The following is a 23,209-nucleotide window of genomic DNA, read 5'->3' on the forward strand; positions in this document are numbered from 1 at the left end:
CGGAACTTCCATGGCCATCACCATCCGCAAACTCGATTCGACCAGCGACGGCTTCGACGCCGCGCTGCGTGCGGTGCTCGCGTTCGAGGCGAGCGAGGACGAAGCGATCGAGCAGTCGGTCGCGCAGATTCTCGCCGACGTGAAGTCGCGCGGCGACGCCGCGGTGCTCGAGTACACGAACCGCTTCGACCGGCTGGACGCCAGCAGCGTCGCCGCGCTCGAACTGCCGCAGGACGCGTTGCAGACGGCGCTCGACGGCCTCGCGCCGAAGGCGCGCGCGGCGCTGGAAGCCGCCGCAGCACGCGTGCGCGCGTACCACGAGAAGCAGAAGATCGAGTGCGGCACGCATAGCTGGCAGTACACGGAAAGCGACGGCACGGTGCTCGGCCAGAAGGTCACGCCGCTCGACCGCGTCGGCCTGTACGTGCCGGGCGGCAAGGCCGCCTATCCGTCGTCGGTGCTGATGAACGCGATCCCCGCGCGGGTCGCGGGCGTCGGCGAAATCGTGATGGTCGTGCCGACCCCGGACGGCGTGAAGAACGAGCTCGTGCTCGCCGCGGCGCTGCTCGGCGGCGTCGATCGCGTGTTCACGATCGGCGGCGCGCAGGCGGTCGGCGCGCTCGCGTACGGCACGGCCACGGTGCCGGCGGTCGACAAGATCTGCGGGCCGGGCAACGCGTACGTCGCGTCGGCCAAGCGCCGCGTGTTCGGCACGGTCGGCATCGACATGATCGCCGGCCCGTCGGAAATCCTCGTGCTGTGCGACGGCACGACCGATCCGAGCTGGGTCGCGATGGACTTGTTCTCGCAGGCAGAACACGACGAACTCGCGCAGTCGATCCTGCTGTGCCCGGACGCCGCGTTCCTCGAGCGCGTCGAGAAGGCGATCGACGAGCTGCTGCCGACGATGCCGCGCCAGGACGTGATCCGCGCGTCGCTCGAAGGCCGCGGCGCGCTGATCAAGGTGCGCGACATGGCCGAAGCGTGCCGGATCGCGAACGACATCGCGCCGGAGCACCTCGAGATTTCCGCGCTGGAGCCGCAGCAATGGGGCCAGCAGATCCGCCACGCCGGCGCGATCTTCCTCGGCCGCTACACGAGCGAAAGCCTCGGCGACTACTGCGCCGGCCCGAACCACGTGCTGCCGACGTCGCGCACCGCGCGCTTCTCGTCGCCGCTCGGCGTGTACGACTTCATCAAGCGCTCGAGCCTGATCGAAGTCAGCGCCGAAGGTGCGCAGACGCTGGGCGAGATTGCTTCCGAACTCGCATACGGCGAAGGGCTGCAGGCGCACGCGCGCAGCGCCGAACTCCGGATGAAGGGGTGACCCGCGCGCCGGAGCCGATGCCGACGCATCGACTCCGGACGACGAGGAGACCAGAGCAGGGCGGCAGCCGCCGCCCTGCCGACCAATTTGACGCCGGCGCGACGCACGCCGGCTTGAGACCATGACGACGCCACAAGACATCATCCGCCGCGACGTGCTCGCGATGACGAGCTACCCGGTGCCCGACGCGAGCGGGTTCGTGAAGCTGGACGCGATGGAGAACCCGTATTCGCTGCCGGCGCCGCTCGCGGCGGCGCTCGGCGAGCGCCTCGCGCAGGTCGCGCTGAACCGCTACCCGGCGCCGCGCCCGGGCGCGCTGCTCGACAAGCTGCGCCGTGCGATGGGCGTGCCGGCCGCGTGCGACGTGCTGCTCGGCAACGGCTCGGACGAAATCATCAGCATGATGTCGGTGGCATGCGCGAAGCCGGGCGCGAAGGTGCTCGCGCCGGTGCCGGGCTTCGTGATGTACGAACTGTCCGCGAAGTTCGCGCAGCTCGAATTCGTCGGCGTGCCGCTCAAGGCCGACCTGACGCTCGACGCCGACGCGATGATCGCGGCGATCGCCGAGCACCGGCCCGCGATCGTCTATCTCGCGTACCCGAACAACCCGACCGGCACGCTGTACGACGAAGCCGACGTCGAGCGGATCATCGCGGCCGCGCGGCACAGCCTGATCGTGATCGACGAGGCGTACCAGCCGTTCGCGGAGCGCTCGTGGCTGCCGCGCGCCGCCGAGTTCGACAACGTCGTCGTGATGCGCACGGTGTCGAAGCTCGGCCTCGCGGGCATCCGCCTCGGCTATCTCGCCGGGCTGCCGACCTGGCTGACCGAATTCGACAAGGTGCGCCCGCCGTACAACATCAACGTGCTGACCCAGGCGACCGCCGATTTCCTGCTCGACCACCTCGACGTGCTCGACGCGCAGGCGGCCGAACTGCGTGCGGAACGCACGCGCCTCGCGCAGGCCGTGGCCGCGCTGCCGGGCGCGACGGTGTTCCCGAGCGCCGGCAATTTCCTGCTGGTGCGCGTGCCTGACGCGGCGGCCGTGTTCGATGCGTTGCTCACCGAGCGGGTGCTGGTCAAAAACGTGAGTAAAATGCATCCGTTGCTGGCCGAATGCGTGCGGCTGACCGTCGGTTCTCCCGACGAAAACGCGCGCCTGCTGGCTGCTTTGAAACTCGCGCTGCCCGGTTGACCCCAGGGCGCGGCGGCGCGCGACGATCAATCCCCATTTACATCAGACTCAATCAAGGAATTGCCATGCGTGTGGCGGAAGTCGTTCGCAATACCAGCGAAACGCAGATCCGTGTGAAGCTCGATCTCGACGGTACGGGCCGGCAGAAGCTGGCCACCGGCGTGCCGTTTCTCGACCATATGCTCGATCAGATCGCGCGACATGGTCTGATCGATCTCGAGGTCGAAGCGCATGGCGATACGCATATCGACGACCACCATACGGTCGAGGACGTCGGCATCACGCTCGGTCAGGCCGTCGCGAAGGCGATCGGCGACAAGAAGGGCATCCGCCGCTACGGCCATTCGTACGTGCCGCTCGACGAGGCGCTGTCGCGCGTCGTGATCGACTTCTCGGGCCGGCCGGGTCTCGAATTCCACGTGCCGTTCACGCGCGCGCGGATCGGCACGTTCGACGTCGACCTGTCGATCGAATTCTTCCGCGGGTTCGTGAACCACGCGGGCGTCACGCTGCACGTCGACAACCTTCGCGGGATCAACGCGCACCACCAGCTCGAAACGGTGTTCAAGGCCTTCGGCCGGGCGCTGCGTGCGGCGGTGGAGCTCGACGAGCGCGCGGCGGGGCAGATTCCGTCGACGAAGGGCAGCCTCTAACTTTCGAACGGACGACGCCAAGGACAACCTCACGGCTTCGGCGCGGCGCGCCGGCTTGCGATGGATCTGCTCAAATCGTTCATTTCTCTGCTCGCGCTGATCAACCCGGTCGGCGCGGTGCCGTTCTTTCTGAGCCTGACGGCGCAGCAGACGGACGACGAGCGGCGCCGCACGATCCGGATCGCGTCGGTGTCGGTGTTCTGCGTGATGACGGTGACGACGCTGCTCGGGCAGCAGATCATCGACTTCTTCGGCATTTCGGTCGGCTCGCTGGAGGTGGGCGGCGGAATCATCATGCTGCTGATGGCGATCAGCATGCTGAACGCTCAGGCCGGCAACACCCGCTCGACGCCGGAGGAGCGCCACGAAGCCGAGCAGAAGGACAACATCGCGGTCGTGCCGCTGGCGATTCCGCTGCTCACGGGCCCCGGCTCGATCAGCACGGTGATCATCTATGCGGCGAACTCGCATCACTGGTATGAGCGAGCCGGGCTCGTCGCGATCGGCGCGGCGCTGGCTCTGTTGTGTTTTCTCGCGATGCGGCTTGCCGAGCCGATCGCGAACTGGATCGGCCGCACCGGCATCAACATCGCCACGCGGCTGATGGGTTTGATGCTGTCGGCGCTGGCGGTGGAATTCATCGTCAATGGACTGAGGGCGCTACTGCCTGCACTGAGATGAAAACTTCGATTGCGATTGTGGATTATGGGATGGGCAACCTGCACTCGGTCGCGCAGGCGCTCAAGAAGGCCGAGCCGGCCGCCGACGTGGCGATCGTCGACACGCCGGCCGCGATTCGCGCGGCCGACCGCGTCGTGCTGCCCGGCCAGGGCGCGATGCCCGACTGCATGCGCTGCCTCGGCGAATCGGGGCTGCAGGAAGCGGTGATCGAGGCGTCGCGCACGAAGCCGCTGCTCGGCGTGTGCGTCGGTGAGCAGATGCTGTTCGACTGGAGCGCGGAAGGCGACACGAAGGGCCTGGGCCTGCTGCCCGGCAAGGTCGTGCGCTTCGAGCTCGACGGCCGGCTGCAGGACGACGGCTCGCGCTTCAAGGTGCCGCAGATGGGCTGGAACCGCGTGCGCCAGTCGCAGCCGCACCCGCTGTGGGACGGCGTGCCCGACGATGCGTATTTCTACTTCGTGCACAGCTATTACGTGACGCCGGACAACCCGGCTCATACGGTCGGCGAAACGGCATACGGCGCGCCGTTTACGTCCGCGGTCGCGCGGGACAACCTCTTCGCGACCCAATTCCACCCCGAGAAAAGCGCGGAAGTCGGGTTGCGTCTGTATCGCAACTTCGTACACTGGAAACCGTGAACGTGGTGCGCGAGCCACAGTCGACGGGGCGGAAACGCCTGTCGCGCGGGGCTCACGCGTCTATGCGCCGAAAGAGTTGTACTAAACTAGCGAGACGGCGCGGTACCGGATTGGCCGGTACGCGCCGGATTCTTTTCATTTTCCACGACGACACCCGATTGCTATGTTGCTGATTCCGGCCATCGATCTCAAAGACGGTCAGTGTGTGCGCCTCAAACAGGGCGATATGGACCAGGCCACAATTTTTTCCGAGGACCCGGCGGCGATGGCCCGCAAGTGGGTCGATCTCGGCGCCCGGCGGCTCCATCTGGTCGACCTGAACGGCGCATTCGCCGGCAAGCCGAAGAATCTCGAGGCGATCGAAGCGATCCTCGACGAAGTCGGCGATGAAATCCCCGTACAGCTCGGCGGCGGCATCCGCAGCCTCGAGACGATCGAGAAGTACCTCGACGCCGGCCTGTCCTACGTGATCATCGGCACGGCGGCCGTGAAGGACCCGGGCTTCCTGCAGGACGCGTGCACCGCGTTCGCCGGCAGCATCATCGTCGGCCTCGATGCGAAGGACGGCAAGGTCGCGACCGACGGCTGGAGCAAGCTGACCGGCCACGAAGTGATCGACCTCGCGCAGAAGTTCGAGGACTACGGCGTCGAATCGATCGTCTACACGGACATCGGCCGCGACGGGATGCTGCAGGGCATCAACATCGAGGCGACCGTGAAGCTCGCGCAGGCGGTCGGCATTCCGGTGATCGCCAGCGGCGGCCTGTCGAACCTCACGGACATCGAGAACCTGTGCGAAGTGGAAGAGCACGGCGTCGAAGGCGTGATCTGCGGTCGTGCGATCTACTCCGGCGATCTCGATTTCGCGGCCGCGCAAAAGCGCGCGGACGAACTGAACGGCGAACTCGACAACGCGTAACCGCGGTGTCCCGTTCGCCGGGGCTGCCCGCAGGCGGCCCCGACCGGAAGCCTCGCGCGAGGCTTCCGCAACCGGCCGTTCCACTGCGGCCTATGGCGTACATCATGGCTCTAGCTAAACGCATCATCCCCTGCCTGGACGTGACTGCCGGGCGTGTCGTCAAGGGCGTCAACTTCGTCGAGCTGCGCGATGCCGGCGACCCCGTCGAAATCGCCCGCCGTTACGACGACCAGGGTGCCGACGAACTGACGTTCCTCGACATCACCGCGACGTCCGACCAGCGCGACCTGATCCTGCCGATCATCGAGGCGGTCGCGTCGCAGGTCTTCATTCCGCTGACCGTCGGCGGCGGCGTGCGCGCCGTCGAGGACGTGCGGCGCCTGCTGAACGCGGGCGCGGACAAGGTCAGCATGAATTCGTCGGCGGTCGCGAACCCGCAGCTCGTGCGCGACGCGGCCGACAAGTACGGCTCGCAGTGCATCGTCGTCGCGATCGACGCGAAGCGCGTGTCGGCCGATGGCGAGGCGCCGCGCTGGGAAGTCTTCACGCACGGCGGCCGCAAGGGCACGGGCCTGGATGCGATCGAATGGGCGCGCAAGATGGCCGAGCTCGGCGCGGGCGAGATCCTGCTCACGAGCATGGACCGCGACGGCACGAAGTCGGGCTTCGACCTCGCGCTCACGCGCGGCGTGTCGGACGCGGTGCCGGTGCCGGTGATCGCATCGGGCGGTGTCGGCTGCCTGCAGGATCTCGCGGATGGCATCAAGGACGGCCGCGCCGACGCGGTGCTGGCCGCCAGCATCTTCCACTACGGCGAGCACACGGTCGGCGAGGCGAAGCGCTTCATGTCCGATCAGGGCATCGCGGTGAGGCTGTGATGAATACGGAAACGAAATCCCTGCCCGCGTGGCTCGACAAGGTCCGCTGGGACGACAACGGCCTCGTGCCGGTGATCGCGCAGGAGGCGTCGACGAACGACGTGCTGATGTTCGCGTGGATGAACCGCGAGGCACTGGCGAAGACGATCGAGACGCAGCGCGCGGTCTACTATTCGCGTTCGCGCAAGCGCCTGTGGTTCAAGGGCGAGGAGTCGGGCCACGTGCAGCACGTGCACGAGGTGCGGCTCGATTGCGACGAGGACGTCGTGCTGCTGAAGGTCGAGCAGGTGTCGGGCATCGCCTGCCACACCGGCCGGCATTCGTGCTTCTTCCAGAAATTCGAAGGTACGGTGGACAGCGGCGACTGGGTCGCGGTCGATCCGGTGCTGAAAGACCCCGAACACATCTACAAATGACGCAATCGACCGAAGACACGCTGCTGCGCCTCGCGGCCGTGATCGACAGCCGCAAGGGCGGCGACCCCGAACAATCGTACGTATCGCGCCTGTTCCACAAGGGCGACGACGCGGTGCTGAAGAAGATCGGCGAAGAGGCGACCGAAGTCGTGCTGGCCGCGAAGGACGTGCGCCAGGGCGGCGCGCCGACGGCGCTGGTCGGCGAGGTGGCCGATTTGTGGTTCCACTGCCTCGTGATGCTGTCGCATTTCGACCTGAGCCCGGCCGACGTGATCGCCGAACTCGAGCGCCGCGAAGGACTGTCGGGCATCGAGGAAAAGGCGCTGCGCAAGCGCCGCGAGCGCGAGGAAAACGGCGGTTGACGGCTCGCGGCCTGCCGCGCCGGCGACAGTGCGGTAAGCTGTAAGAATTGTCATCCAACGGGGGTAGCATCATGACCGATACGCCGAGCCAGTTTCCGACGCCGTCGGTGCCGGGCGCAGCGGACGCCGAGCGGCTGAACGGTTTGCGCACGTTGACGCACGTGCTGTACGGCCTCTACGCGATTCATTGGCTGACGGGTGGCGTCACCGGCATCATCGCGATCATCATCAACTACGTGAAGCGCGGCGACGTGGCCGGCACGCCGTACGCCGACCATTTCGAGTGGCAGATCCGCACGTTCTGGCGCGCGCTGATCGCTTACGTGATCGGCTTCGCGCTGATGTTCGTGGTGGTGGGATTTGTCGTCATGTTTGTCACGTGGATTTGGACGCTGTACCGTATCATCAAAGGTTGGCTGTACCTGAACGACAACAAGACGCTCGATCCGCAGGCCTGGTTCTGACCGGCGCGCGGGCGTTTCGCAGGAGCAACATGAGTCACGATCCGAATTGCCTGTTCTGCAAGATCGCGGCGGGCGAGATCCCGAGCACGAAGGTGCACGAGGACGACGAATTCGTCGCGTTCCGCGACATCCGCCCCGCGGCCGAGACACACGTGCTCGTGATTCCGCGCCGGCACTTGCCGACGCTGACGGCGGCGAGCGAGGCCGACGCGCCGATGCTCGGCCGGCTGATGCTGCTGGTCGCGCGTCTGGCCGACCAGCTCGGCGTCGCGTACACGGGCGGCGAAACCGGTTTTCGCACGGTGATCAACACGGGCCCAGGCGGCGGGCAGGAGGTTTACCACCTGCATGCGCACATTCTGGCCGGCCCGCGCCCGTGGCTGCGGATGGGTTGACGTCGCGGGGCGTTTCCCCGCATCGATAGTCGAAGCCGGCGTGCCGCCGGCGATTTGCGCCGCGACGCGGCGTGGTTGAGGAGAGGTTTCATCATGGGTGGATTGAGCATTTGGCACTGGCTGATCGTGCTGCTGATCGTCGCGCTGGTTTTCGGTACGAAGAAGTTGCGCAACATCGGCAACGACCTCGGCAGCGCCGTGAAGGGTTTCAAGGACGGCATGAAGGACGGCGAGACGCCGGCGGACGCGCAGCAACTGCCGCGCAACGGCTCGGTCGACGTCAACGCGAAGGAAACGACGCGTTCCGATTCGAACAAGGCGTAACGCCGGCACGCTGACAGGCATTCGCGATGCTGGATCTCGGTCTTTCGAAGATGGCGCTGATCGGCGTCGTCGCGCTCGTGGTGCTCGGCCCCGAGCGCCTGCCGCGCGTCGCGCGTACGGCCGGCGCACTGTTCGGCCGCGCGCAGCGGTACATCAACGACGTGAAGGCCGAGGTCTCGCGCGAAATCGAACTCGACTCGTTGCGGACGATGAAGACCGATTTCGAGACGGCCGCGCGCAATGTCGAGACGACGATTCACGACAACCTGCGCGAGCACGAGAAGGAGCTGAACGACACGTGGAACTCCGCGGTCGGCGGCCTTAACGAAGGCTCGGTCGATGCCGGCACGTACGGCTCCGACACGCCCGCGGCGCCGTCGTGGCGCGGCAGCACGGCCGCGCTCGCGCCGAAGCGTCGCAACTGGCGTGTGAAACAGGCGGCGACGCCTGTCTGGTACAAGCGCGCGACGACCCGCCGCACGCACGTGCAGTCGGGCGCCGCGCGTGTCGCGCGCCACCAGCCGGCCAGCCTGCGCCGGCCGACGCGCTTCTTCTGAGCCGAGCGCATGCTCGCTCGTCAATCCTACCGAGGGCCGGTGTGAGCGACCCCCAGCAGAATCCGGGCGATGCCCCGGAAGAAACCTTCATTTCCCATCTCGTCGAGCTTCGCGACCGCATCATTCGCGCGGGGCTGGCCGTGATCGTCGTGTTCCTCGGGCTCGTGTACTGGGCGCCCGACATCTTCCGGCTGCTCGCGCGGCCGCTGATGGAAAACCTGCCGAAGGGCGGCAGGATGATCGTGACCGACGTCACCGGCTCGTTCTTCGTGCCGATGAAGGTCACGATGCTCGTCGCGCTCGTGATCGCGCTGCCGATCGTGCTGTACCAGATCTGGGCGTTCGTCGCGCCGGGGCTGTACCAGCACGAGAAGAAGCTCGTCGCGCCGCTCGTCGGCAGCAGCTATTTCCTGTTCCTGTGCGGGATGGCGTTCGCGTACTTCCTCGTGTTTCCGACGATCTTCCGCGTGATGGCGCACTACAACGCGCCGCTCGGCGCGGAGATGTCGACCGACATCGACAACTACCTGAGCTTCGTGCTCGGGATGTTCATCGCGTTCGGCGTCACGTTCGAGGTGCCGATCGTCGTCGTGCTGCTCGTCCGGATGGGCGTGCTGACGCTGAAGAAGCTGAAGGAGATGCGGCCGTACGTGATCGTCGGCGCGTTCGTGGTCGCGGCGGTCGTCACGCCGCCGGACGTGTTCTCGCAGCTGATGCTCGCGTTGCCGCTCATCGTGCTGTTCGAGATCGGGCTGCTGGCCGCGCGATTCTTCGTACCGAAGCCGACGGAAGAACCCGAGGCGGAGAACGGCGCCGCGAGTTGACGCGGGACCAGTGCGCGGCGGCCGGCATGGTCGCGGTCGTCGATACGGCCCCTCGACAGCGTTGAAGCCGGGCGGGCCGACCGGATGGTGCGGATGGCGAGGGCGCCCGCAGCTTCTTCACCGTGAAGAACGCACGCCGGAGCAAAGCCGCCGGACCCAGGCAACAGGGCAGCCGATCAGGCTGCCCTTTTTTGTTTCCGTCGTTGGCCAGCAAGCGGCGCCGGTACGCCGCCCGCCGGAGGTCATTCGCTGTCGCTGTCCTGTTCGTCGAGCGCCTGCTTCGGCGGCGGCGGGCGCTTGCCGATCACGACCTTCACGTCGAACTCCTTGCCCTTGCGCACGACGTGTACCTTGGTGGGCGTGCCCGGCTTGATCTGCGCGACGGTGTTCAGCAGCTTCGTCGTGTCGGTGATGTCATCGCCGTTCACGCTCACGAGGATGTCGCCCGGCTTGATGCCGGCCTTGTCGGCCGGCCCGCCCTGCAGCACGCCCGCGACGATCGCGCCCGACTTCTGCTGGAGCCCGAACGATTCGGCGATTTCCGGCGTGACGTCCTGCGGCTCGACGCCGATCCAGCCGCGCGTGACCGAGCCCGTCGTGATGATGCTTTCGAGCACGGTGCGCGCGGTCGACACGGGGATCGCGAAGCCGATGCCGAGCGAGCCGCCCGAGCGCGAGTAGATCGCCGTGTTGATGCCGAGCAGGTTGCCGTTCACGTCGACCAGCGCGCCGCCCGAGTTGCCCGGGTTGATCGGCGCGTCGGTCTGGATGAAGTTCTCGAACGTGTTGATGCCGAGGTGATTGCGTCCGAGCGCGCTGATGATCCCCATCGTGACCGTCTGGCCGACGCCGAACGGGTTGCCGATCGCGAGCACGACGTCGCCGACCCGCGACTGGTCCGAACGGCCGAGCGTGATCGTCGGCAGGTTCGTCATGTTGATCTTCAGCACGGCGAGGTCGGTTTCCGGGTCGCTGCCGATCACCTTCGCGGTGCCCGTGCGGCCGTCGGCGAGCGCGACTTCGATCTGGTCGGCGCCGTCCACGACGTGCTGGTTCGTTAGAATGTAACCTTCAGGGCTCACGATAACGCCCGAGCCCAGGTTGGCGGCCGGTTCGTCGTGCTGCTTGCGGGCATTGCGGTCGCCGAAGAAGTAGCGGAACAGCGGATCCTTCGCGCGCGGATCGGGCGGCAGCGAGCCGTCCTTGCTGGAGAAGACGTTGACGACGGCGGGCATTGCCTTTTGCGCGGCCTCGGCGTACGACGTGGTCGCGGGGGCGCCGCCGATGCCCGGTGCGACTTCGCGCAGCGCGACGATCGGCGTGGCGAGCTGCTTGCCGAGCTGTCCTTGCCGTTGCAGCCATTGCGGCTTGAGCGTCACGACGATGAACATCAGCGCGAGCAGTACGGTCACCGCCTGCGCGAAGAACAGCCAGAAGCGTCTAAGCATCTGAAAGGATTAGAGGTTTATATGGATCGGATCGAACTTGAATTGTACTTGAACAATACCCTTGAAATCGCGCGCTTCAAGGACTATTGCCCGAACGGCCTCCAGGTCGAGGGGCGCCGCAGGATCGAGAAGATCGCCACCGGCGTGACGGCGTCGGTCGCGTTCCTCGAAGCCGCGCTCGAATGGGGCGCGGATGCGGTGCTCGTCCATCACGGCTATTTCTGGCGCAACGAGGCGCCGCAGATCACCGGCCGGAAGTACAAGCGGCTGAAGCTGCTGCTCGCGAACGACCTGAACCTGTTCGCATTCCACCTGCCGCTCGACGCGCACCCCGAGTTCGGCAACAACGCGCAGCTCGGCGAGAAGCTCGGGCTGCTCGGCGAGCAGCGTTTCGGCGACGGCGACCTCGGCTGGATGGCCACGCTGCCGATGCCCGTCTCGCTCGAGCACTTCGTCGCGAAGGTCGAGCGCACGCTCGGCCGCACGCCGCTCGTGCTTGGCGATCCGGAGATGCAGTTGCGCCGCATCGCGTGGTGTACGGGCGCCGCGCAAAGCTATTTCGACGCGGCGATCGACGCGGGCGCCGACGTGTTCCTGACCGGCGAGGTGTCGGAATCCGTCACGCACGCGTCGGCCGAGAGCGGCGTCGCGTTCGTTGCGGCAGGGCACCACGCGACCGAACGCTACGGAATCCAGGCGCTCGGCACCCACTTGTCCGAAGAATTCGATCTCGAACACCTTTTTATCGATATTCATAACCCGGTCTGAACCACGGATTTGCGGCGGCGCATCGAAATTTTGTAATGTAGCGTATGCTTAAAAGCGAAATGATTTAATCGCTCTGGTAGTGGGGGAAAACCCTTAACTATCAATTACTTCGAAGGGATTTTCGTCTCCGGGCCTTGTAAATGGCGACTCCATTCGCGCAAACTAGCGGCGGAATGAATAGTCGTGACGGAAAATCCAACTCAGAAGTGGGGCGTGTGATGCGAGACAAGGAAGAGAAACGCGTCGACAGCGGCCGCCGTACCTGGCTGATTGCGACATCCGTAGCAGGTGGCGTGGGAGGCGTAGCCACCGTCATACCTTTCGCGGCGTCGCTTGCGCCGTCCGCGAAAGCGAAAGCGGCCGGAGCTCCGGTCGAGGTCGACATCAGCGGCCTGAAGCCCGGCGAGATGGTCACCGTGCCGTGGCGCGGCAAGCCGGTCTGGATCCTGAATCGCACCAACGACATGCTGGCCGACATCGTCAAGGCCGACAAGGAAGTCGCGGATCCGACCAGCAAATCCCCGTACTCGATGCCGTTGCCCACGTATTGCGCGAACGAATATCGCTCGCGGGCCGATCGCAAGAACATTCTCGTCGTGATGGCCGTGTGTACGCACCTCGGCTGCACGCCTAGCCAACGCTTCACGCCGGGTCCGCAGCCGAACCTGCCGGACGACTGGCCGGGCGGCTTCCTGTGCCCGTGCCACGGTTCGACCTACGACCTCGCCGGCCGCGTGTTCAAGAACAAGCCGGCGCCTCAGAATCTCGACATCCCGCCCTACATGTTCACGTCGGCGACGACCCTCGTGATCGGCAAGGACGAGAAAGGAGAAGCGTGATGGCCGACAACAAGGAAGTCTCCACGACAGGTCTCACCGGCTGGGTCGACCAGCGCTTCCCGCTCACGTCCACCTGGAAGAAGCACGTTTCCGAGTACTACGCGCCGAAGAACTTCAACTTCTGGTACTTCTTCGGCTCACTCGCGCTGCTGGTGCTCGTCAACCAGATCGTCACGGGCATCTTCCTGACGATGAACTACAAGCCCGATTCGACGCTCGCGTTCGCGTCGGTCGAGTACATCATGCGCGAGGTGCCGTGGGGCTGGCTGATCCGCTACCTGCACTCGACCGGTGCGTCGATGTTCTTCGTCGTCGTGTACCTGCACATGTTCCGCGGGCTGATGTACGGGTCGTACCGCAAGCCGCGCGAGCTCGTGTGGATCTTCGGCTGCGCGATCTTCCTGTGCCTGATGGCCGAGGCGTTCTTCGGCTACCTGCTGCCGTGGGGCCAGATGTCGTTCTGGGGCGCGCAGGTGATCGTGAACCTGTTCTCGGCGATCCCGTTCGTCGGCCCTGACCTGTCGTTGTGGATCCGCGGCGACTACGTCGTGTCCGACGTCACGCTGAACCGCTTCTTCGCGTTCCACGTGATTGCGATTCCGCTCGTGCTGGTCGGCCTCGTGATCGCGCACCTCGTCGCGCTGCACGAAGTGGGGTCGAATAACCCGGACGGCATCGAGATCAAGGCGAAGAAGGACGCGAACGGCATTCCGCTCGACGGCATCCCGTTCCACCCGTACTACTCGGTGCACGATTTCTTCGGCGTCTGCGCGTTCCTGATGGTGTTCGCGCTGATCGTGTTCTTCTCGCCGGAGATGGGCGGCTACTTCCTCGAGTCGAACAACTTCGTCCCGGCGAATCCGCTGCAGACGCCGCCGGAAATCGCGCCGGTGTGGTACTTCACCGCGTTCTACGCGATGCTGCGCGCGACCACCGACCCGTTCAAGATCGTGCTGATGATCGTGATCGCGCTGCTCGGCGTGCTCGCGCTGATCCGTGCGCGCGGCAAGTGGAAGGTCGGGCTGCCGGTGCTGGCCGCGGCGATCGTCGTATTCATGTTCCTGACGGAATCGAAGTTCTGGGGCGTCGTCGTGATGGGCTCGGCGGTGATCACGCTGTTCTTCCTGCCGTGGCTCGACCGCAGCCCGGTGAAGTCGATCCGCTACCGGCCGCTGTTCCACAAGGTGTTCCTCGGGATCTTCGTCGCGGCGTTCCTGATCCTCGCGTTCCTCGGCACGCGGCCGCCATCGCCGGTCTCGACGCTGATCGCGCAGGGCTGTGCGCTGATCTACTTCGCGTTCTTCCTCGGCATGCCCGTCTGGACGCCGCTTGGCACGTTCAAGCAGCCGCCGGAACGGGTGCGCTTCAAGCCCCATTAACGTGAGCGAGGAGAGAACGACATGAAGAAACTGCTTTCGACGCTCGCGCTGATCGGGGCAACGGCCATCGCGCTGCTGGCGGCGCCGGCCGTGCGCGCGGAGGGTAATTTTCCGCTCGACCGGGCGCCCGATAACACGGAAAATCTCGTTTCGCTTCAACACGGCGCGCAATTGTTTGTAAACTATTGCCTGAACTGCCACAGCGCGAACCTGATGCGCTACAACCGTCTGACGGATCTGGGCATATCCCAGAAGGAGATCGAAACGAATCTCCTGTTCACGACCGACAAGGTCGGGAGCACGATGTCCGTCGCGATGCGGCCCGAAGACGCGAAGAACTGGCTCGGCACGACGCCGCCCGACCTGTCGGTCGAGGAGCGCGCGCGCGGTCGCGACTGGCTGTACACGTATCTGCGGAGTTTCTACCGCGACGATACGCGGCCGAGCGGCTGGAACAACGCGGTGTTCGAGAACGTCGGCATGCCCCATGTATTGTGGCAACTGCAGGGGCAGCGCACTGCCAAATTCGAAGACAAGACGGACGAGGAGACGGGCGAGAAGGTCCACGCGCTCGTCGGCTTCCAGCAGGTCACGCCGGGGACGTTGTCGCCGCCGGACTATGATGCTGCGGTGGCCGACCTGGTGGCCTATATGACATGGATGTCCGAGCCGGCCCAGCAGACCCGCAAACGCCTCGGCGTGTGGGTGCTGGTCTTTCTCGGTGTCCTGACTTTCCTGTCCTGGCGGCTCAATGCCGCGTACTGGAAAGATATCAAGTAAACACGCCTGACCGGCGTGGGGCCGGCGCAAGGCGGAACCCGTGAAAGGGGTTGCGCCGCGTGCCGGCCCTCGGCTTTTTTGAGGAAACGCAAATATGATGGTTCTGTATTCCGGCACAACTTGCCCGTTCTCCCAGCGTTGCCGGCTGGTGCTGTTCGAGAAGGGGATGGATTTCGAGATCCGTGACGTCGACCTGTTCAACAAGCCGGAAGACATCTCGGTGATGAACCCGTACGGTCAGGTGCCGATTCTGGTCGAGCGCGACCTGATCCTGTACGAATCGAACATCATCAACGAATACATCGACGAGCGCTTCCCGCACCCGCAGTTGATGCCGGCCGACCCGGTGCAGCGCGCCCGTGCACGCCTGTTCCTGCTCAACTTCGAGAAGGAGCTGTTCGTTCACGTCAGCACGCTCGAGAACGAGAAGGGCAAGGCAGCGGAGAAGAACCACGAGAAGGCACGCCTCGCGATCCGCGATCGCCTGACGCAGCTCGCGCCGATCTTCGTGAAGAACAAGTACATGCTCGGCGAGGAGTTCTCGATGCTCGACGTCGCGATCGCGCCGCTGCTGTGGCGTCTGGATCACTACGGCATCGAACTGTCGAAGAACGCTGCGCCGCTGATGAAGTATGCCGAGCGGATCTTCAGCCGTCCGGCCTATATCGAAGCACTGACGCCGTCCGAAAAGGTCATGCGTCGTTGATGATGCAATGAGGGCAAGACGGAGCGGGCGGCGCGGCGTGCCGCGTGCCCGCTCCGGGTTCGAGGATTGTGATGCAAGAGATTTCAACGAAGCCTTATCTGCTGCGCGCGCTGTACGAGTGGTGCACCGATAACGGTTACACGCCGCATATCGCGGTGAGGGTCGACAACTCGACGCGCGTGCCGCGTCAGTTCGTGCGTGACGGCGAGATCGTGCTCAACATCAGCTTCGAGGCGACGAGCCAGCTGCAGATGGGCAACGAGTGGATCGAGTTCACCGCCCGGTTCTCCGGGAAGGCGCACAAGATCGAGATTCCGGTGGCCAACGTGCTCGCGATTTATGCACGAGAAAACGGCCAGGGGATGGCGTTCCAGGTCGATGCGGTCGCGGGCGAGGGCACGGATTCGGGTGCGTTCGAAGACGATGCCGAGCAGGCCGATGAGGTGCGGCGCGACGAGTCGCCAGTCGTGCTGGCGCCGGTTGCCGACCAAGGTGCGAACGAAGAACCGTCCGAAGGCGCCGACGAACCGCCGAAAACCGACGGGGATGGCTCGAAAGGCGGCAGCCGACCTCGCCTCAAGATCGTGAAATGAGGTAGAATCTCGCGCTTACGCCGGCTTAGCTCATCTGGTAGAGCAGTTGATTTAAATGTGTACCAAGAGCTGCTGTTGCGTTTCCTACCCCTAGACGTTAGCATTCCTCTGTGGTTTTGCTTTTTCGGCCTATCTTTGATAGGCGAGTAGCAAGGAGGGGGCCGGGGGAGGAAAATGCCTGTGGATAAGTCTCTGCTCTCACACTGGCGGGAACTTCCCGCGGTCGACGTGCTCACGGCACTCGCTGACCACGCAAAGCGCGATATGTCCTATGTCGCGCTCAAATCCCCTCTTTCCAGTCGATGGCATGCTCGCTATGGCAGCTGCGAATTCGAACTTCTCTTGACTGGTCCCAAGTTCTGGGATACCCGTGCGCAGAAAGGCGGTGGCGGAGCGGTTGACCTCGTCATGCACCTCGCGCGAGTCGACTTTGCCGGGGCCGTCCATATCCTGCAAGGCTTTGGCCTGTAGGGTGCCGACGATGAGTGTCCTCCGAACCGGCGCGAATCCCCCCTACATTCTTTCCTCCCCAGTTTATTACGGCCGTCCCCGCTTTTGGTCGACGGTCTGGTCGCTCCGCTCGGCTGGACGGGCTTGGAAGGAAAATACTCATAAGACGCAGCTACGGCATCTAGACCGGTTTTACCGGCACTGCGATTCCAAGTTCGGCCCAGACTCGTTGGATACGGCGCTGGGGGATAGCGACGCAAGCCGCGTTTGCGAGATGTCCGCCGACTTCTACGTCGATTTGACCGCTAACGCCGACTACACGACGGCCGATGTGCAATGCTGGGACTCCGTACGCAAGTTCGTACTTCATTTCGCCAGGTATTGGGCGGTGAGTAGTGATGCGTGGGGCTATGTCATCGGCGCAATCAATGGAACGGGCCGTATCCGGACACCGAGGCGGGGCCGTATTGCGTTCGCTCGCGCGCTGCCAGATGTCGCTCTCAAAGAGCTGCTCGCCGTGGCTGAGCCGGGGGCAGGTCGAAATCCATTCGTTAGTGCATCAGTTCAGGCGCGGAATTGGTTGATTGTTCTGCTCCTTTTGCTCTGTGGACTTCGTCGCGGCGAATCATTGCTACTGACGGTCGACTCATTGAAGCACGGCGTTGACTCTGCGTCCGGTGAAAGCACCTACTGGCTCGATGTCACCACAACGGATGACGATGAGGACGAGCGGTCGTCCCGTCCGAGCATCAAGACCGTCGAGTCGCATCGGCAAGTTCGCATATCGGAAGAGCTGGCCGCCTCGTTCGAAGCGTACGTGGCTGAGTATCGCGCGGACAGCGACTCGCATCGCTTCCTGCTCACGGCAAAGAAGGGCAATCCCCTTTCTGCAGAATCGGTGAACAAGATGTTCGCCACGCTATCAGCCGCTATTTCGCCAGAGGCGATGAAGAGATTTCAGGAACGGACGGGGAGCAAGCTTCGCATCTCGCCTCATGACCTGCGCCACACCTGTGCAACTGTCAGATACGACCTGTTCCTGAAATCAGCTGACTTCAATCGAGACTTGGCAATGCAGCGCATGCGGGCGTTCTTTGGGTGGGCGCTTGAGTCGGACATGCCTGACTTGTACGCGCGTGCAGCGATTCAAGATGACCTGTTGCGGTCGTGGAACGACGTCTTCGACCGGCGCATCACCGTACTTCGAAAGGGGCAATCATGAGACGCCGGATGCAGGTTGAAGACCGGACGTTGAGACTCGATGGCCGCAGCGGAAGCGTTCTTGATTGGCCATGGCCACCGTCTCCGATAGTGTTCAAGGTCTATGACAAGTACGCCGATGTCGAAGTTGGCCTTGCGTCCGGTGAAAGAGTCTGGAAGGTGCCCGTTCAGGGCAGGACAGAACCGTTCGAGTTCGCGTTTGGGGCTGCTGGGCTGCTACAGCAAAAATTGGTGTTCCTTACACAAGTTGACAGTTCTCCTTCGTCTATCTACAAATTCACTCGTTCGCTTTTGCTGAATTGGTCGACGTATGTTCAGATTCTCGAGGACGGCCCAGAAGGAATCGAGGACTACTGGGACGAGCAAGTGCCCGACATTGATACCGCGAGGGCAGCTAAGGCGATTCTCCGCCTCGCCTGTTCCGCTGGCGTGGGCCCGTGGAAGGAAGTTCATAGGAATCTAATCAAAGGATTGGATAGCCGCTCAAACGCAGAAGGGCTAGCTCAGCGCGGCGCTCGTCAGAGGCGAGAAAAGTTGATTGACCTCAATCGGCAGACGCAACTCGTCAAAGTTCTCGACGCCCGCTCGTCAGAAAATGGGCTGGAAGAGTGGGAAGCGGAGGGCTTGGCCGCCTTGGCATTGACCTTCCAGCACGGCATGCGGCCTGTGCAGCTCCTGTCTCTGCTGGTAGAGCACGTCAACGTGTTCAAGGATGCAGCTGGAGATTGGGTCTGTATCGTGTCGTTCCACACGGGAAAGCAGCAAGGCGCACGCACCGACAATGGTGAAGTCCTTCGCCAGCTTAAGCCCGAGTGGGTGAAGCCGGCAATCGTACTTCTTGAATACGCTAAACGAGAGAAGCGGACCCGGTTGTTCTCCCGAAGCACAGGGGAGCAGCTATGGGCGAAGGTTAAGCGTGTCTGCGCCGACACGGGCTTCAAGGTCGATTTCACTGCCGTCAAGTTGCGGCACACATCCGCGCAAGCCCTCGCTGATGCTGGCCATAGCCGGAAGAGCATACAGTGGTTTCTCGCGCATACCAGAGGGAACTCAGCGACCGTTTATATCCGTGCGAGCCGTCACCAGGGCAATCTGTTAAACGCAGCTCTCGGTGCATCGAAGCTTTACGACGGGCTACTGTCATTGGCCGCCGGTGACTTCATCACTGTCGAAGACTTGCGCTGCGTACATGAAGATGAACAGATTGGTGCCGTGGTCGGTGACCGGCTCGTTAGCGGCATTGGTCGGTGCCGAACAAAACAGAAGGCCTGCAATTACGACCCCGTGTTCTCGTGCTACGGCTGCTTCAAATACGTACCTGCGCTGGACCCCACAGCGCACATGGAGGCTATTTCCGGCATGAGAGAGCAGGTCATAGTCTTTATGAAACGAGGCGGCCAAGAGTCTAGCCCTGCCTACCTTCAAATGATGAAATCCTTGGCGGGAGCACAACAAGCCCTGGATGAGTCCACTCGTATTCTGAGAGAAGCGCATGGCTAAGCGCAGACCTGGTACCTTATATGCCACGCAGCCACCGAAAGCCTACGATGTGTTCATTGCACGTTCGCGACGATTTGTCGAATCGAAAGGGCTATCGTGGGACATACCTGTCAATGAGGACGGGAGCGTCGATGAGAACGTCGATTGGGACCTGCGAGCCCTAACCGATAGTCATGCCCGTAGTGCTTCACGTACCAACGGCTTCGCGGTTGAAGACAGCGTCCGAAATTGCGCCATTGCTGCCGGATGGCCGACAGCGCTTCTTCCTACCAGTTCGGTTTTGGGGTTAGAAGTACGGGAGTTCCTGAAAGCCGTGCTCGCGCAGCGGTGCAGAGAAGGAATCGTGCCAAGGTCGGTTAGAAACGAAGCGCTGGTCTTCCGCAGGTTCTTCTCGGCAACAATGAAGGCTCCATGGGAGTTGAGCACGGAGGACTTCGACCGCTTCACCGAGTTGTTCAAAGGCACCAAAGCTGGCGTTATCTTGAATACGCTCGCGAATCTCATAAACGAGAAGATGCTGTCGCTTTACGTTCCGCTGGAGCCCGCCTACCGTACAGAGTTCGTAGCTATGCTTGCCACAGTTCTGGACGAGCGCAGTGACGCGCAAAAACTGCCGGACCCGGAGGCGCTGCACGAGCTCACTCGCATCGTTTTTTGCGAGAGACCCGCGAGTCACAACGACCGCCTTCGCTTCTCTGTTATTCGCTTATTGCTCTTCACCGGGTTGAGATTAAACGAAATCCTGATGCTTCCGCTGGACTGTCTAAGGTGGGAAACGCACGTCGATGTCGTGACCGGATTGCCTGCCGGCGAGATTGGCGGAACCAGCCGTACGCTTCAGTTGCGATACTTTGGATTAAAACGCGAGGAGGGACGGCCCGACCTGCTCGTTGAGGACCATCAATGGGTTCCGGAAAAATTTCACAGCGTTATCGCCGAAGCCGTAAAAATCGTCCAGAAGGCAACCGCACCGTTGCGGGCGGTGTTAAATCGAAATCTCGACGGCGTTCGACAATTTAAGACTTCCGCAGGGCGAGAGTTGTCGACGGCTGACCTTCTATTTATCACCATGGTCGCGAACAGGGGCGAACTGCCCGGTGCTATCCCTGAAGATGCCATCATCGAAACGCTCAACGAAAGCGGTGTCTACTCCTTCATGGGGTGGGTGCGCGGGGGGCGGACCAATATCTTCATGCGGTACGGTAAGACACCCGATTGCAGCGCCATGACGGTCAATCCGCACTCCCTTCGACATTTGATGAACACCGAGTTCTTTCGGCTCAACATACCGGACACCATCATTACGCAGCACTTCGGGCGGCAAACGGTCACGCAGAGCTATGAGTATGACCATCGTAGTCTTGCTGAGCGTTTGTCCTTCGTCCAGCTTCCGCCCAGCGCGGTCAAGATGATTGTGCCCGGTACTTCCCAGGAGGTAGTTGCGAAGATGGTTGTCGGGGGATTCGCGTCCAATAGTCACATCGCCAAATCGTTTAAAAAGATTCAGGCGGAGCACGGTGACGATGCAGCATTCGAATACCTGGCCACGAATTCCGACGGCTTCCACGTTACCCCGTACGGTTTCTGTACAACCAGCTTTGCTCTAAATCCGTGTGTGCGACACTTGAAGTGCTTTCACAGATGCAAACAGTTTGTTGCGAGTGGTCTCAGGGAGCACACTGTGTCGCTCGAGCAGCTACGGTCAAAGCTTGTGGTAATGAAAAAAATCGCCTCCGCAAGGCCGGCGAATTCGATTGGTCGCAGAAATCAGATTGAACACGCAGAGCAACTTTTGGCTGGTGTCGATGCTGCCTTGAAGGCGAATCCTGGCGACGTAGTGTTCGAAAATGGATACGACCACTCGGAGCAAGCGAGGGACCTGTTCGCATGAAACCCCGATTCGACGCGAGTAACGCTGAACTAGCGGGAATACTGGACGCGCTGTTGGCTGAGGACGTAACCATCACCGCGCGGGAGGTGGCCAGACGCCATTCGACGTTGCATCATGCCACGGCATTTACACGCGACGCCGGCAGAGTAACTCTTATCGGGCAGGCGCAGTCGCGGCAAGTTCAGCTCAGGACAATTCTCAACCCTCATGCGGTAAGGGCCTCGTCGCTGAGCGACCAGTTGGGCCAGAAAGAAACACGCATCGACGCACTTGAGAATCAGGTCAAGACACTGGTGACGTCTCATGCCGCATGCATACAAGCCGTTATGGCAGCCGGAGGCATGGCTGCGCTTCAGCGGTACTGGAAGGAGTATAAGGCGATTGGGGAAGCGCTTCGCGACCTGAGTGCGTATCCGGAAGCGGCCGAGGTGGTGAGACTTCGGGAAGACAAGCCTCGTAGACGATGAGCATTTCGACAGGAAGGCGCGTGACGCTTGAGGACCGCATCGTCCTCTCTATCAAACAACGCAAGGGGGTGGTCGTACTACGCTCTGACGTCGCTCCGCTCGGTAGCCCTGCGCAGGTTGGTCGAGTACTTGCGAAGCTTGTTGCCAATGGTGCACTCGTACGCGTTAGCAAAGGCGTATATGCCAAAACGCGAATCAATCGATTCACAGGCAAGCTGTCGCCCGCGGCGCCGTTCGAGACCATTGCGGCGGAGACTTTCCAACGCTTGGGTATCAAGGTAGTCCCTGGTCGTCTCGCACGCGAGTACAATGCAGGGGCAACGACTCAAATTCCAATGGACGGGGCGGTCAGTACGGGCACACGCCGGATACGTCGGAAAATCCAGGTTGGGAGCAAAACGGTGAAGTACGAGAAAAGCGCAGACGAATAGATGTCTGACACACGACGGCGCCTCTCACACCGAGAGCCAACGCAATCAAGGGACGCGCAGCGCCGACCATGCATCTACCGCGACAACAATAAGCCTTGGTCCATCAACGTCCGGACGACATCGGCCTGCAACTGGTCGCGTCGGCGCACACACGGGTCTCGGTTTTCTGCCGCGTTCGCCATCCAGGTCTTGTAGCCGATGAATACTCGCGGGTCAATGGTCGACATCCTGGCCATTTTTCCGGTCGTGGCCACCACGACCTGCTCGAATTTCGGTGCCGACGCCGGTATCTGTGCACGCCACTGGTCTTCTTCGTAAGCAAACAGTCGGCCTGGACGAGGGGCAGAGTCCTGCTGCGGTCGTCGCAAAAAGTCGACCTCAATACCTTTGCTGTTGATGGCCGTCTCGCGATGGTCGTCTTTGCGCCGAAAACTCTTATCAACACGCTGCAAAATGCTGAGCATCGAAACGTCAGGGCGTTCCATGTCGGTCAGAAAGCAAACATGTCTTTGCGCATCCCCAAGCACATCGACATCCTGGGGGACCATTACGCCTTCAATGCGAACTCCTGCTGCGGCCTCATACGCGTACAGGGCGTGCGTACCAACGACCGTGAAATAGGACGACAGCCCGGCTTTCTCGATAGCACGCAGGACATTCACGACGATAGCTGGGACCCGACCCACTCTAAGTGCGCGGTTCAATCGCTCCGCTTCAACAACCGCCGCTTGAAGGTCCGTCATGCGGGCCTCAATCTCGGCTTTTCGGGAGGTAAAGGCTTCGTAGGCTTGTTCGGTTTCGGGTGAGCGTGACCCGATGCGTTTTTGCCGATTGCCGGCAAACGTCTTCACCAGATACTCATAAGGACCCTGGCTCTTCCAGTACATGCCACCGGCAAACTTCAAGGCCTCAGCTTTCGTCCGACAGAACTCCTCGAACACAGTCGAGGAGTCGATAGCCTGGCGAGCGGCGTTATCCGGGAGCGGTAGGTAGTCGGGCATTGGCCGTAGAAGTCTGTTTTTCAAATTACAAACGGCCAATCGTTATAAATCAATGGCTCCCGACGGTTGCCAGAGGCAATCTGACCCGCTTGGGCGCTGAGG

At 62.7% G+C, this 23,209-nt stretch carries 28 protein-coding genes; 26 read left to right on the forward strand and 2 right to left on the reverse strand.

Annotated features, from left to right (window positions below; genetic code table 11):
• Positions 1 to 10 precede the first annotated feature (10 nt).
• The 14 genes from hisD (at position 11) to tatC (ending at position 9,633) form a co-directional block, all read left to right on the forward strand.
• Positions 11 to 1,327 carry a histidinol dehydrogenase gene (gene hisD, locus U4Y91_RS27765; protein ID WP_321807773.1) on the forward strand — a complete coding sequence of 439 codons (1,317 nt, stop codon included), beginning with the start codon at positions 11 to 13 and terminating at the stop codon, positions 1,325 to 1,327.
• A 121-nt stretch (positions 1,328 to 1,448) separates the two neighbouring features.
• Positions 1,449 to 2,522, forward strand: coding sequence for a histidinol-phosphate transaminase (gene hisC / locus U4Y91_RS27770; protein ID WP_044845957.1), 1,074 nt, complete (start codon positions 1,449 to 1,451; stop codon positions 2,520 to 2,522).
• Positions 2,523 to 2,587: 65 nt separating this feature from the next.
• A complete protein-coding gene (gene hisB, locus U4Y91_RS27775) occupies positions 2,588 to 3,175 on the forward strand; it encodes an imidazoleglycerol-phosphate dehydratase HisB (protein WP_060107572.1) in 588 nt (195 codons plus the stop codon).
• A 60-nt stretch (positions 3,176 to 3,235) separates the two neighbouring features.
• A complete protein-coding gene (locus tag U4Y91_RS27780; RefSeq protein WP_321807774.1) occupies positions 3,236 to 3,856 on the forward strand; it encodes a YchE family NAAT transporter in 621 nt (206 codons plus the stop codon).
• Positions 3,853 to 4,494 carry an imidazole glycerol phosphate synthase subunit HisH gene (hisH, locus tag U4Y91_RS27785; protein ID WP_321807775.1) on the forward strand — a complete coding sequence of 214 codons (642 nt, stop codon included), beginning with the start codon at positions 3,853 to 3,855 and terminating at the stop codon, positions 4,492 to 4,494. Before U4Y91_RS27780 ends, hisH begins: the two co-directional genes overlap by 4 nt.
• A 163-nt stretch (positions 4,495 to 4,657) precedes the next feature.
• On the forward strand, positions 4,658 to 5,413 hold the full coding sequence (gene hisA / locus U4Y91_RS27790; protein WP_043191766.1) for a 1-(5-phosphoribosyl)-5-[(5-phosphoribosylamino)methylideneamino]imidazole-4-carboxamide isomerase: 756 nt from the start codon (positions 4,658 to 4,660) through the stop codon (positions 5,411 to 5,413).
• A gap of 104 nt (positions 5,414 to 5,517) precedes the next feature.
• Positions 5,518 to 6,291, forward strand: a complete 774-nt coding sequence (gene hisF / locus U4Y91_RS27795) for an imidazole glycerol phosphate synthase subunit HisF (protein ID WP_321807776.1) — start codon at positions 5,518 to 5,520, stop codon at positions 6,289 to 6,291.
• Positions 6,291 to 6,707: a phosphoribosyl-AMP cyclohydrolase gene (gene hisI / locus U4Y91_RS27800; protein WP_044845954.1), complete on the forward strand. Its 417-nt coding sequence runs from the start codon at positions 6,291 to 6,293 to the stop codon at positions 6,705 to 6,707. Before hisF ends, hisI begins: the two co-directional genes overlap by 1 nt.
• Positions 6,704 to 7,069 carry a phosphoribosyl-ATP diphosphatase gene (locus tag U4Y91_RS27805; protein WP_044845953.1) on the forward strand — a complete coding sequence of 122 codons (366 nt, stop codon included), beginning with the start codon at positions 6,704 to 6,706 and terminating at the stop codon, positions 7,067 to 7,069. The genes hisI and U4Y91_RS27805 overlap by 4 nt, the downstream gene beginning before the upstream one ends.
• 71 nt (positions 7,070 to 7,140) lie before the next feature.
• Positions 7,141 to 7,533, forward strand: coding sequence for a hypothetical protein (locus U4Y91_RS27810; protein ID WP_321807777.1), 393 nt, complete (start codon positions 7,141 to 7,143; stop codon positions 7,531 to 7,533).
• A 29-nt stretch (positions 7,534 to 7,562) separates the two neighbouring features.
• Positions 7,563 to 7,928: a histidine triad nucleotide-binding protein gene (locus U4Y91_RS27815; RefSeq protein ID WP_321807778.1), complete on the forward strand. Its 366-nt coding sequence runs from the start codon at positions 7,563 to 7,565 to the stop codon at positions 7,926 to 7,928.
• A 93-nt stretch (positions 7,929 to 8,021) separates the two neighbouring features.
• Positions 8,022 to 8,252: a Sec-independent protein translocase subunit TatA gene (tatA, locus tag U4Y91_RS27820; protein WP_044845950.1), complete on the forward strand. Its 231-nt coding sequence runs from the start codon at positions 8,022 to 8,024 to the stop codon at positions 8,250 to 8,252.
• A 26-nt stretch (positions 8,253 to 8,278) separates the two neighbouring features.
• Positions 8,279 to 8,809 (forward strand): Sec-independent protein translocase protein TatB, encoded by a 531-nt coding sequence (gene tatB / locus U4Y91_RS27825; protein WP_321807779.1) that lies wholly within the window; start codon positions 8,279 to 8,281, stop codon positions 8,807 to 8,809.
• 41 nt (positions 8,810 to 8,850) lie between these two features.
• Complete coding sequence (tatC, locus tag U4Y91_RS27830; RefSeq protein ID WP_321807780.1) at positions 8,851 to 9,633, forward strand: twin-arginine translocase subunit TatC; 783 nt, start codon at positions 8,851 to 8,853, stop codon at positions 9,631 to 9,633.
• A gap of 242 nt (positions 9,634 to 9,875) precedes the next feature.
• Here tatC and U4Y91_RS27835 read toward each other — a convergent pair whose 3' ends face one another.
• Positions 9,876 to 11,081: a Do family serine endopeptidase gene (locus U4Y91_RS27835; protein ID WP_044845947.1), complete on the reverse strand. Its 1,206-nt coding sequence runs from the start codon at positions 11,079 to 11,081 to the stop codon at positions 9,876 to 9,878.
• 21 nt (positions 11,082 to 11,102) lie between these two features.
• On the opposite strand from U4Y91_RS27835, the gene U4Y91_RS27840 reads away from it, so the two are divergent.
• From U4Y91_RS27840 to U4Y91_RS27895, 12 genes are all read left to right on the forward strand, one after another.
• Complete coding sequence (locus U4Y91_RS27840) at positions 11,103 to 11,849, forward strand: Nif3-like dinuclear metal center hexameric protein (protein ID WP_321807781.1); 747 nt, start codon at positions 11,103 to 11,105, stop codon at positions 11,847 to 11,849.
• Between the two features lie 218 nt (positions 11,850 to 12,067).
• On the forward strand, positions 12,068 to 12,688 hold the full coding sequence (gene petA / locus U4Y91_RS27845; protein WP_321807870.1) for a ubiquinol-cytochrome c reductase iron-sulfur subunit: 621 nt from the start codon (positions 12,068 to 12,070) through the stop codon (positions 12,686 to 12,688).
• Positions 12,685 to 14,067, forward strand: a complete 1,383-nt coding sequence (locus U4Y91_RS27850; protein ID WP_321807782.1) for a cytochrome bc complex cytochrome b subunit — start codon at positions 12,685 to 12,687, stop codon at positions 14,065 to 14,067. The genes petA and U4Y91_RS27850 overlap by 4 nt, the downstream gene beginning before the upstream one ends.
• 21 nt (positions 14,068 to 14,088) lie before the next feature.
• Positions 14,089 to 14,847: a cytochrome c1 gene (locus U4Y91_RS27855; protein WP_321807783.1), complete on the forward strand. Its 759-nt coding sequence runs from the start codon at positions 14,089 to 14,091 to the stop codon at positions 14,845 to 14,847.
• Positions 14,848 to 14,941: 94 nt separating this feature from the next.
• Positions 14,942 to 15,553 carry a glutathione S-transferase N-terminal domain-containing protein gene (locus U4Y91_RS27860; RefSeq protein WP_006400565.1) on the forward strand — a complete coding sequence of 204 codons (612 nt, stop codon included), beginning with the start codon at positions 14,942 to 14,944 and terminating at the stop codon, positions 15,551 to 15,553.
• A gap of 71 nt (positions 15,554 to 15,624) precedes the next feature.
• Positions 15,625 to 16,146, forward strand: a complete 522-nt coding sequence (locus tag U4Y91_RS27865; RefSeq protein WP_321807871.1) for a ClpXP protease specificity-enhancing factor — start codon at positions 15,625 to 15,627, stop codon at positions 16,144 to 16,146.
• A gap of 174 nt (positions 16,147 to 16,320) precedes the next feature.
• Entirely contained in the window at positions 16,321 to 16,617 is a 297-nt protein-coding gene (locus tag U4Y91_RS27870) for a hypothetical protein (RefSeq protein WP_321807784.1), read from the forward strand.
• Positions 16,618 to 16,825: 208 nt separating this feature from the next.
• Positions 16,826 to 17,818, forward strand: coding sequence for a tyrosine-type recombinase/integrase (locus U4Y91_RS27875; RefSeq protein ID WP_321807785.1), 993 nt, complete (start codon positions 16,826 to 16,828; stop codon positions 17,816 to 17,818).
• A gap of 8 nt (positions 17,819 to 17,826) precedes the next feature.
• Positions 17,827 to 19,317, forward strand: coding sequence for a site-specific integrase (locus tag U4Y91_RS27880; RefSeq protein ID WP_321807786.1), 1,491 nt, complete (start codon positions 17,827 to 17,829; stop codon positions 19,315 to 19,317).
• The gene (locus U4Y91_RS27885) at positions 19,310 to 21,208 is read left to right on the forward strand and encodes a hypothetical protein (protein ID WP_321807787.1); all 1,899 of its coding nucleotides are present in this window, start codon (positions 19,310 to 19,312) and stop codon (positions 21,206 to 21,208) included. The genes U4Y91_RS27880 and U4Y91_RS27885 overlap by 8 nt, the downstream gene beginning before the upstream one ends.
• Positions 21,205 to 21,675, forward strand: coding sequence for a hypothetical protein (locus tag U4Y91_RS27890; RefSeq protein ID WP_321807788.1), 471 nt, complete (start codon positions 21,205 to 21,207; stop codon positions 21,673 to 21,675). Before U4Y91_RS27885 ends, U4Y91_RS27890 begins: the two co-directional genes overlap by 4 nt.
• Entirely contained in the window at positions 21,672 to 22,106 is a 435-nt protein-coding gene (locus U4Y91_RS27895; RefSeq protein WP_321807789.1) for a DUF6088 family protein, read from the forward strand. Before U4Y91_RS27890 ends, U4Y91_RS27895 begins: the two co-directional genes overlap by 4 nt.
• A 74-nt stretch (positions 22,107 to 22,180) precedes the next feature.
• Here the strand turns inward: U4Y91_RS27895 and U4Y91_RS27900 are convergent, their stop codons facing one another.
• Complete coding sequence (locus tag U4Y91_RS27900; RefSeq protein WP_321807790.1) at positions 22,181 to 23,011, reverse strand: GSU2403 family nucleotidyltransferase fold protein; 831 nt, start codon at positions 23,009 to 23,011, stop codon at positions 22,181 to 22,183.
• Between the last annotated feature and the right edge of the window lie 198 nt (positions 23,012 to 23,209).

It is taken from the genome of Burkholderia sp. BCC1993 (genome assembly GCF_905339865.1).
GTDB lineage: Bacteria > Pseudomonadota > Gammaproteobacteria > Burkholderiales > Burkholderiaceae > Burkholderia.

Excerpts from the sequence above, each read along its gene's own strand:
- hisD (WP_321807773.1), top strand. The coding sequence starts at position 11 with ATGGCCATCACCATCCGCAAACTCGATTCGACCAGCGACGGCTTCGAC.
- hisC (WP_044845957.1), top strand. The coding sequence starts at position 1,449 with ATGACGACGCCACAAGACATCATCCGCCGCGACGTGCTCGCGATGACG.
- hisB (WP_060107572.1), top strand. The coding sequence starts at position 2,588 with ATGCGTGTGGCGGAAGTCGTTCGCAATACCAGCGAAACGCAGATCCGT.
- U4Y91_RS27780 (WP_321807774.1), top strand. The coding sequence starts at position 3,236 with ATGGATCTGCTCAAATCGTTCATTTCTCTGCTCGCGCTGATCAACCCG.
- hisH (WP_321807775.1), top strand. The coding sequence starts at position 3,853 with ATGAAAACTTCGATTGCGATTGTGGATTATGGGATGGGCAACCTGCAC.
- hisA (WP_043191766.1), top strand. The coding sequence starts at position 4,658 with ATGTTGCTGATTCCGGCCATCGATCTCAAAGACGGTCAGTGTGTGCGC.
- hisF (WP_321807776.1), top strand. The coding sequence starts at position 5,518 with ATGGCTCTAGCTAAACGCATCATCCCCTGCCTGGACGTGACTGCCGGG.
- hisI (WP_044845954.1), top strand. The coding sequence starts at position 6,291 with ATGAATACGGAAACGAAATCCCTGCCCGCGTGGCTCGACAAGGTCCGC.
- U4Y91_RS27805 (WP_044845953.1), top strand. The coding sequence starts at position 6,704 with ATGACGCAATCGACCGAAGACACGCTGCTGCGCCTCGCGGCCGTGATC.
- U4Y91_RS27810 (WP_321807777.1), top strand. The coding sequence starts at position 7,141 with ATGACCGATACGCCGAGCCAGTTTCCGACGCCGTCGGTGCCGGGCGCA.
- U4Y91_RS27815 (WP_321807778.1), top strand. The coding sequence starts at position 7,563 with ATGAGTCACGATCCGAATTGCCTGTTCTGCAAGATCGCGGCGGGCGAG.
- tatA (WP_044845950.1), top strand. The coding sequence starts at position 8,022 with ATGGGTGGATTGAGCATTTGGCACTGGCTGATCGTGCTGCTGATCGTC.
- tatB (WP_321807779.1), top strand. The coding sequence starts at position 8,279 with ATGCTGGATCTCGGTCTTTCGAAGATGGCGCTGATCGGCGTCGTCGCG.
- U4Y91_RS27835 (WP_044845947.1), bottom strand. The coding sequence starts at position 11,081 with ATGCTTAGACGCTTCTGGCTGTTCTTCGCGCAGGCGGTGACCGTACTG.
- U4Y91_RS27840 (WP_321807781.1), top strand. The coding sequence starts at position 11,103 with ATGGATCGGATCGAACTTGAATTGTACTTGAACAATACCCTTGAAATC.
- petA (WP_321807870.1), top strand. The coding sequence starts at position 12,068 with ATGCGAGACAAGGAAGAGAAACGCGTCGACAGCGGCCGCCGTACCTGG.
- U4Y91_RS27855 (WP_321807783.1), top strand. The coding sequence starts at position 14,089 with ATGAAGAAACTGCTTTCGACGCTCGCGCTGATCGGGGCAACGGCCATC.
- U4Y91_RS27860 (WP_006400565.1), top strand. The coding sequence starts at position 14,942 with ATGATGGTTCTGTATTCCGGCACAACTTGCCCGTTCTCCCAGCGTTGC.
- U4Y91_RS27865 (WP_321807871.1), top strand. The coding sequence starts at position 15,625 with ATGCAAGAGATTTCAACGAAGCCTTATCTGCTGCGCGCGCTGTACGAG.
- U4Y91_RS27870 (WP_321807784.1), top strand. The coding sequence starts at position 16,321 with ATGCCTGTGGATAAGTCTCTGCTCTCACACTGGCGGGAACTTCCCGCG.
- U4Y91_RS27880 (WP_321807786.1), top strand. The coding sequence starts at position 17,827 with ATGCAGGTTGAAGACCGGACGTTGAGACTCGATGGCCGCAGCGGAAGC.
- U4Y91_RS27885 (WP_321807787.1), top strand. The coding sequence starts at position 19,310 with ATGGCTAAGCGCAGACCTGGTACCTTATATGCCACGCAGCCACCGAAA.
- U4Y91_RS27890 (WP_321807788.1), top strand. The coding sequence starts at position 21,205 with ATGAAACCCCGATTCGACGCGAGTAACGCTGAACTAGCGGGAATACTG.
- U4Y91_RS27895 (WP_321807789.1), top strand. The coding sequence starts at position 21,672 with ATGAGCATTTCGACAGGAAGGCGCGTGACGCTTGAGGACCGCATCGTC.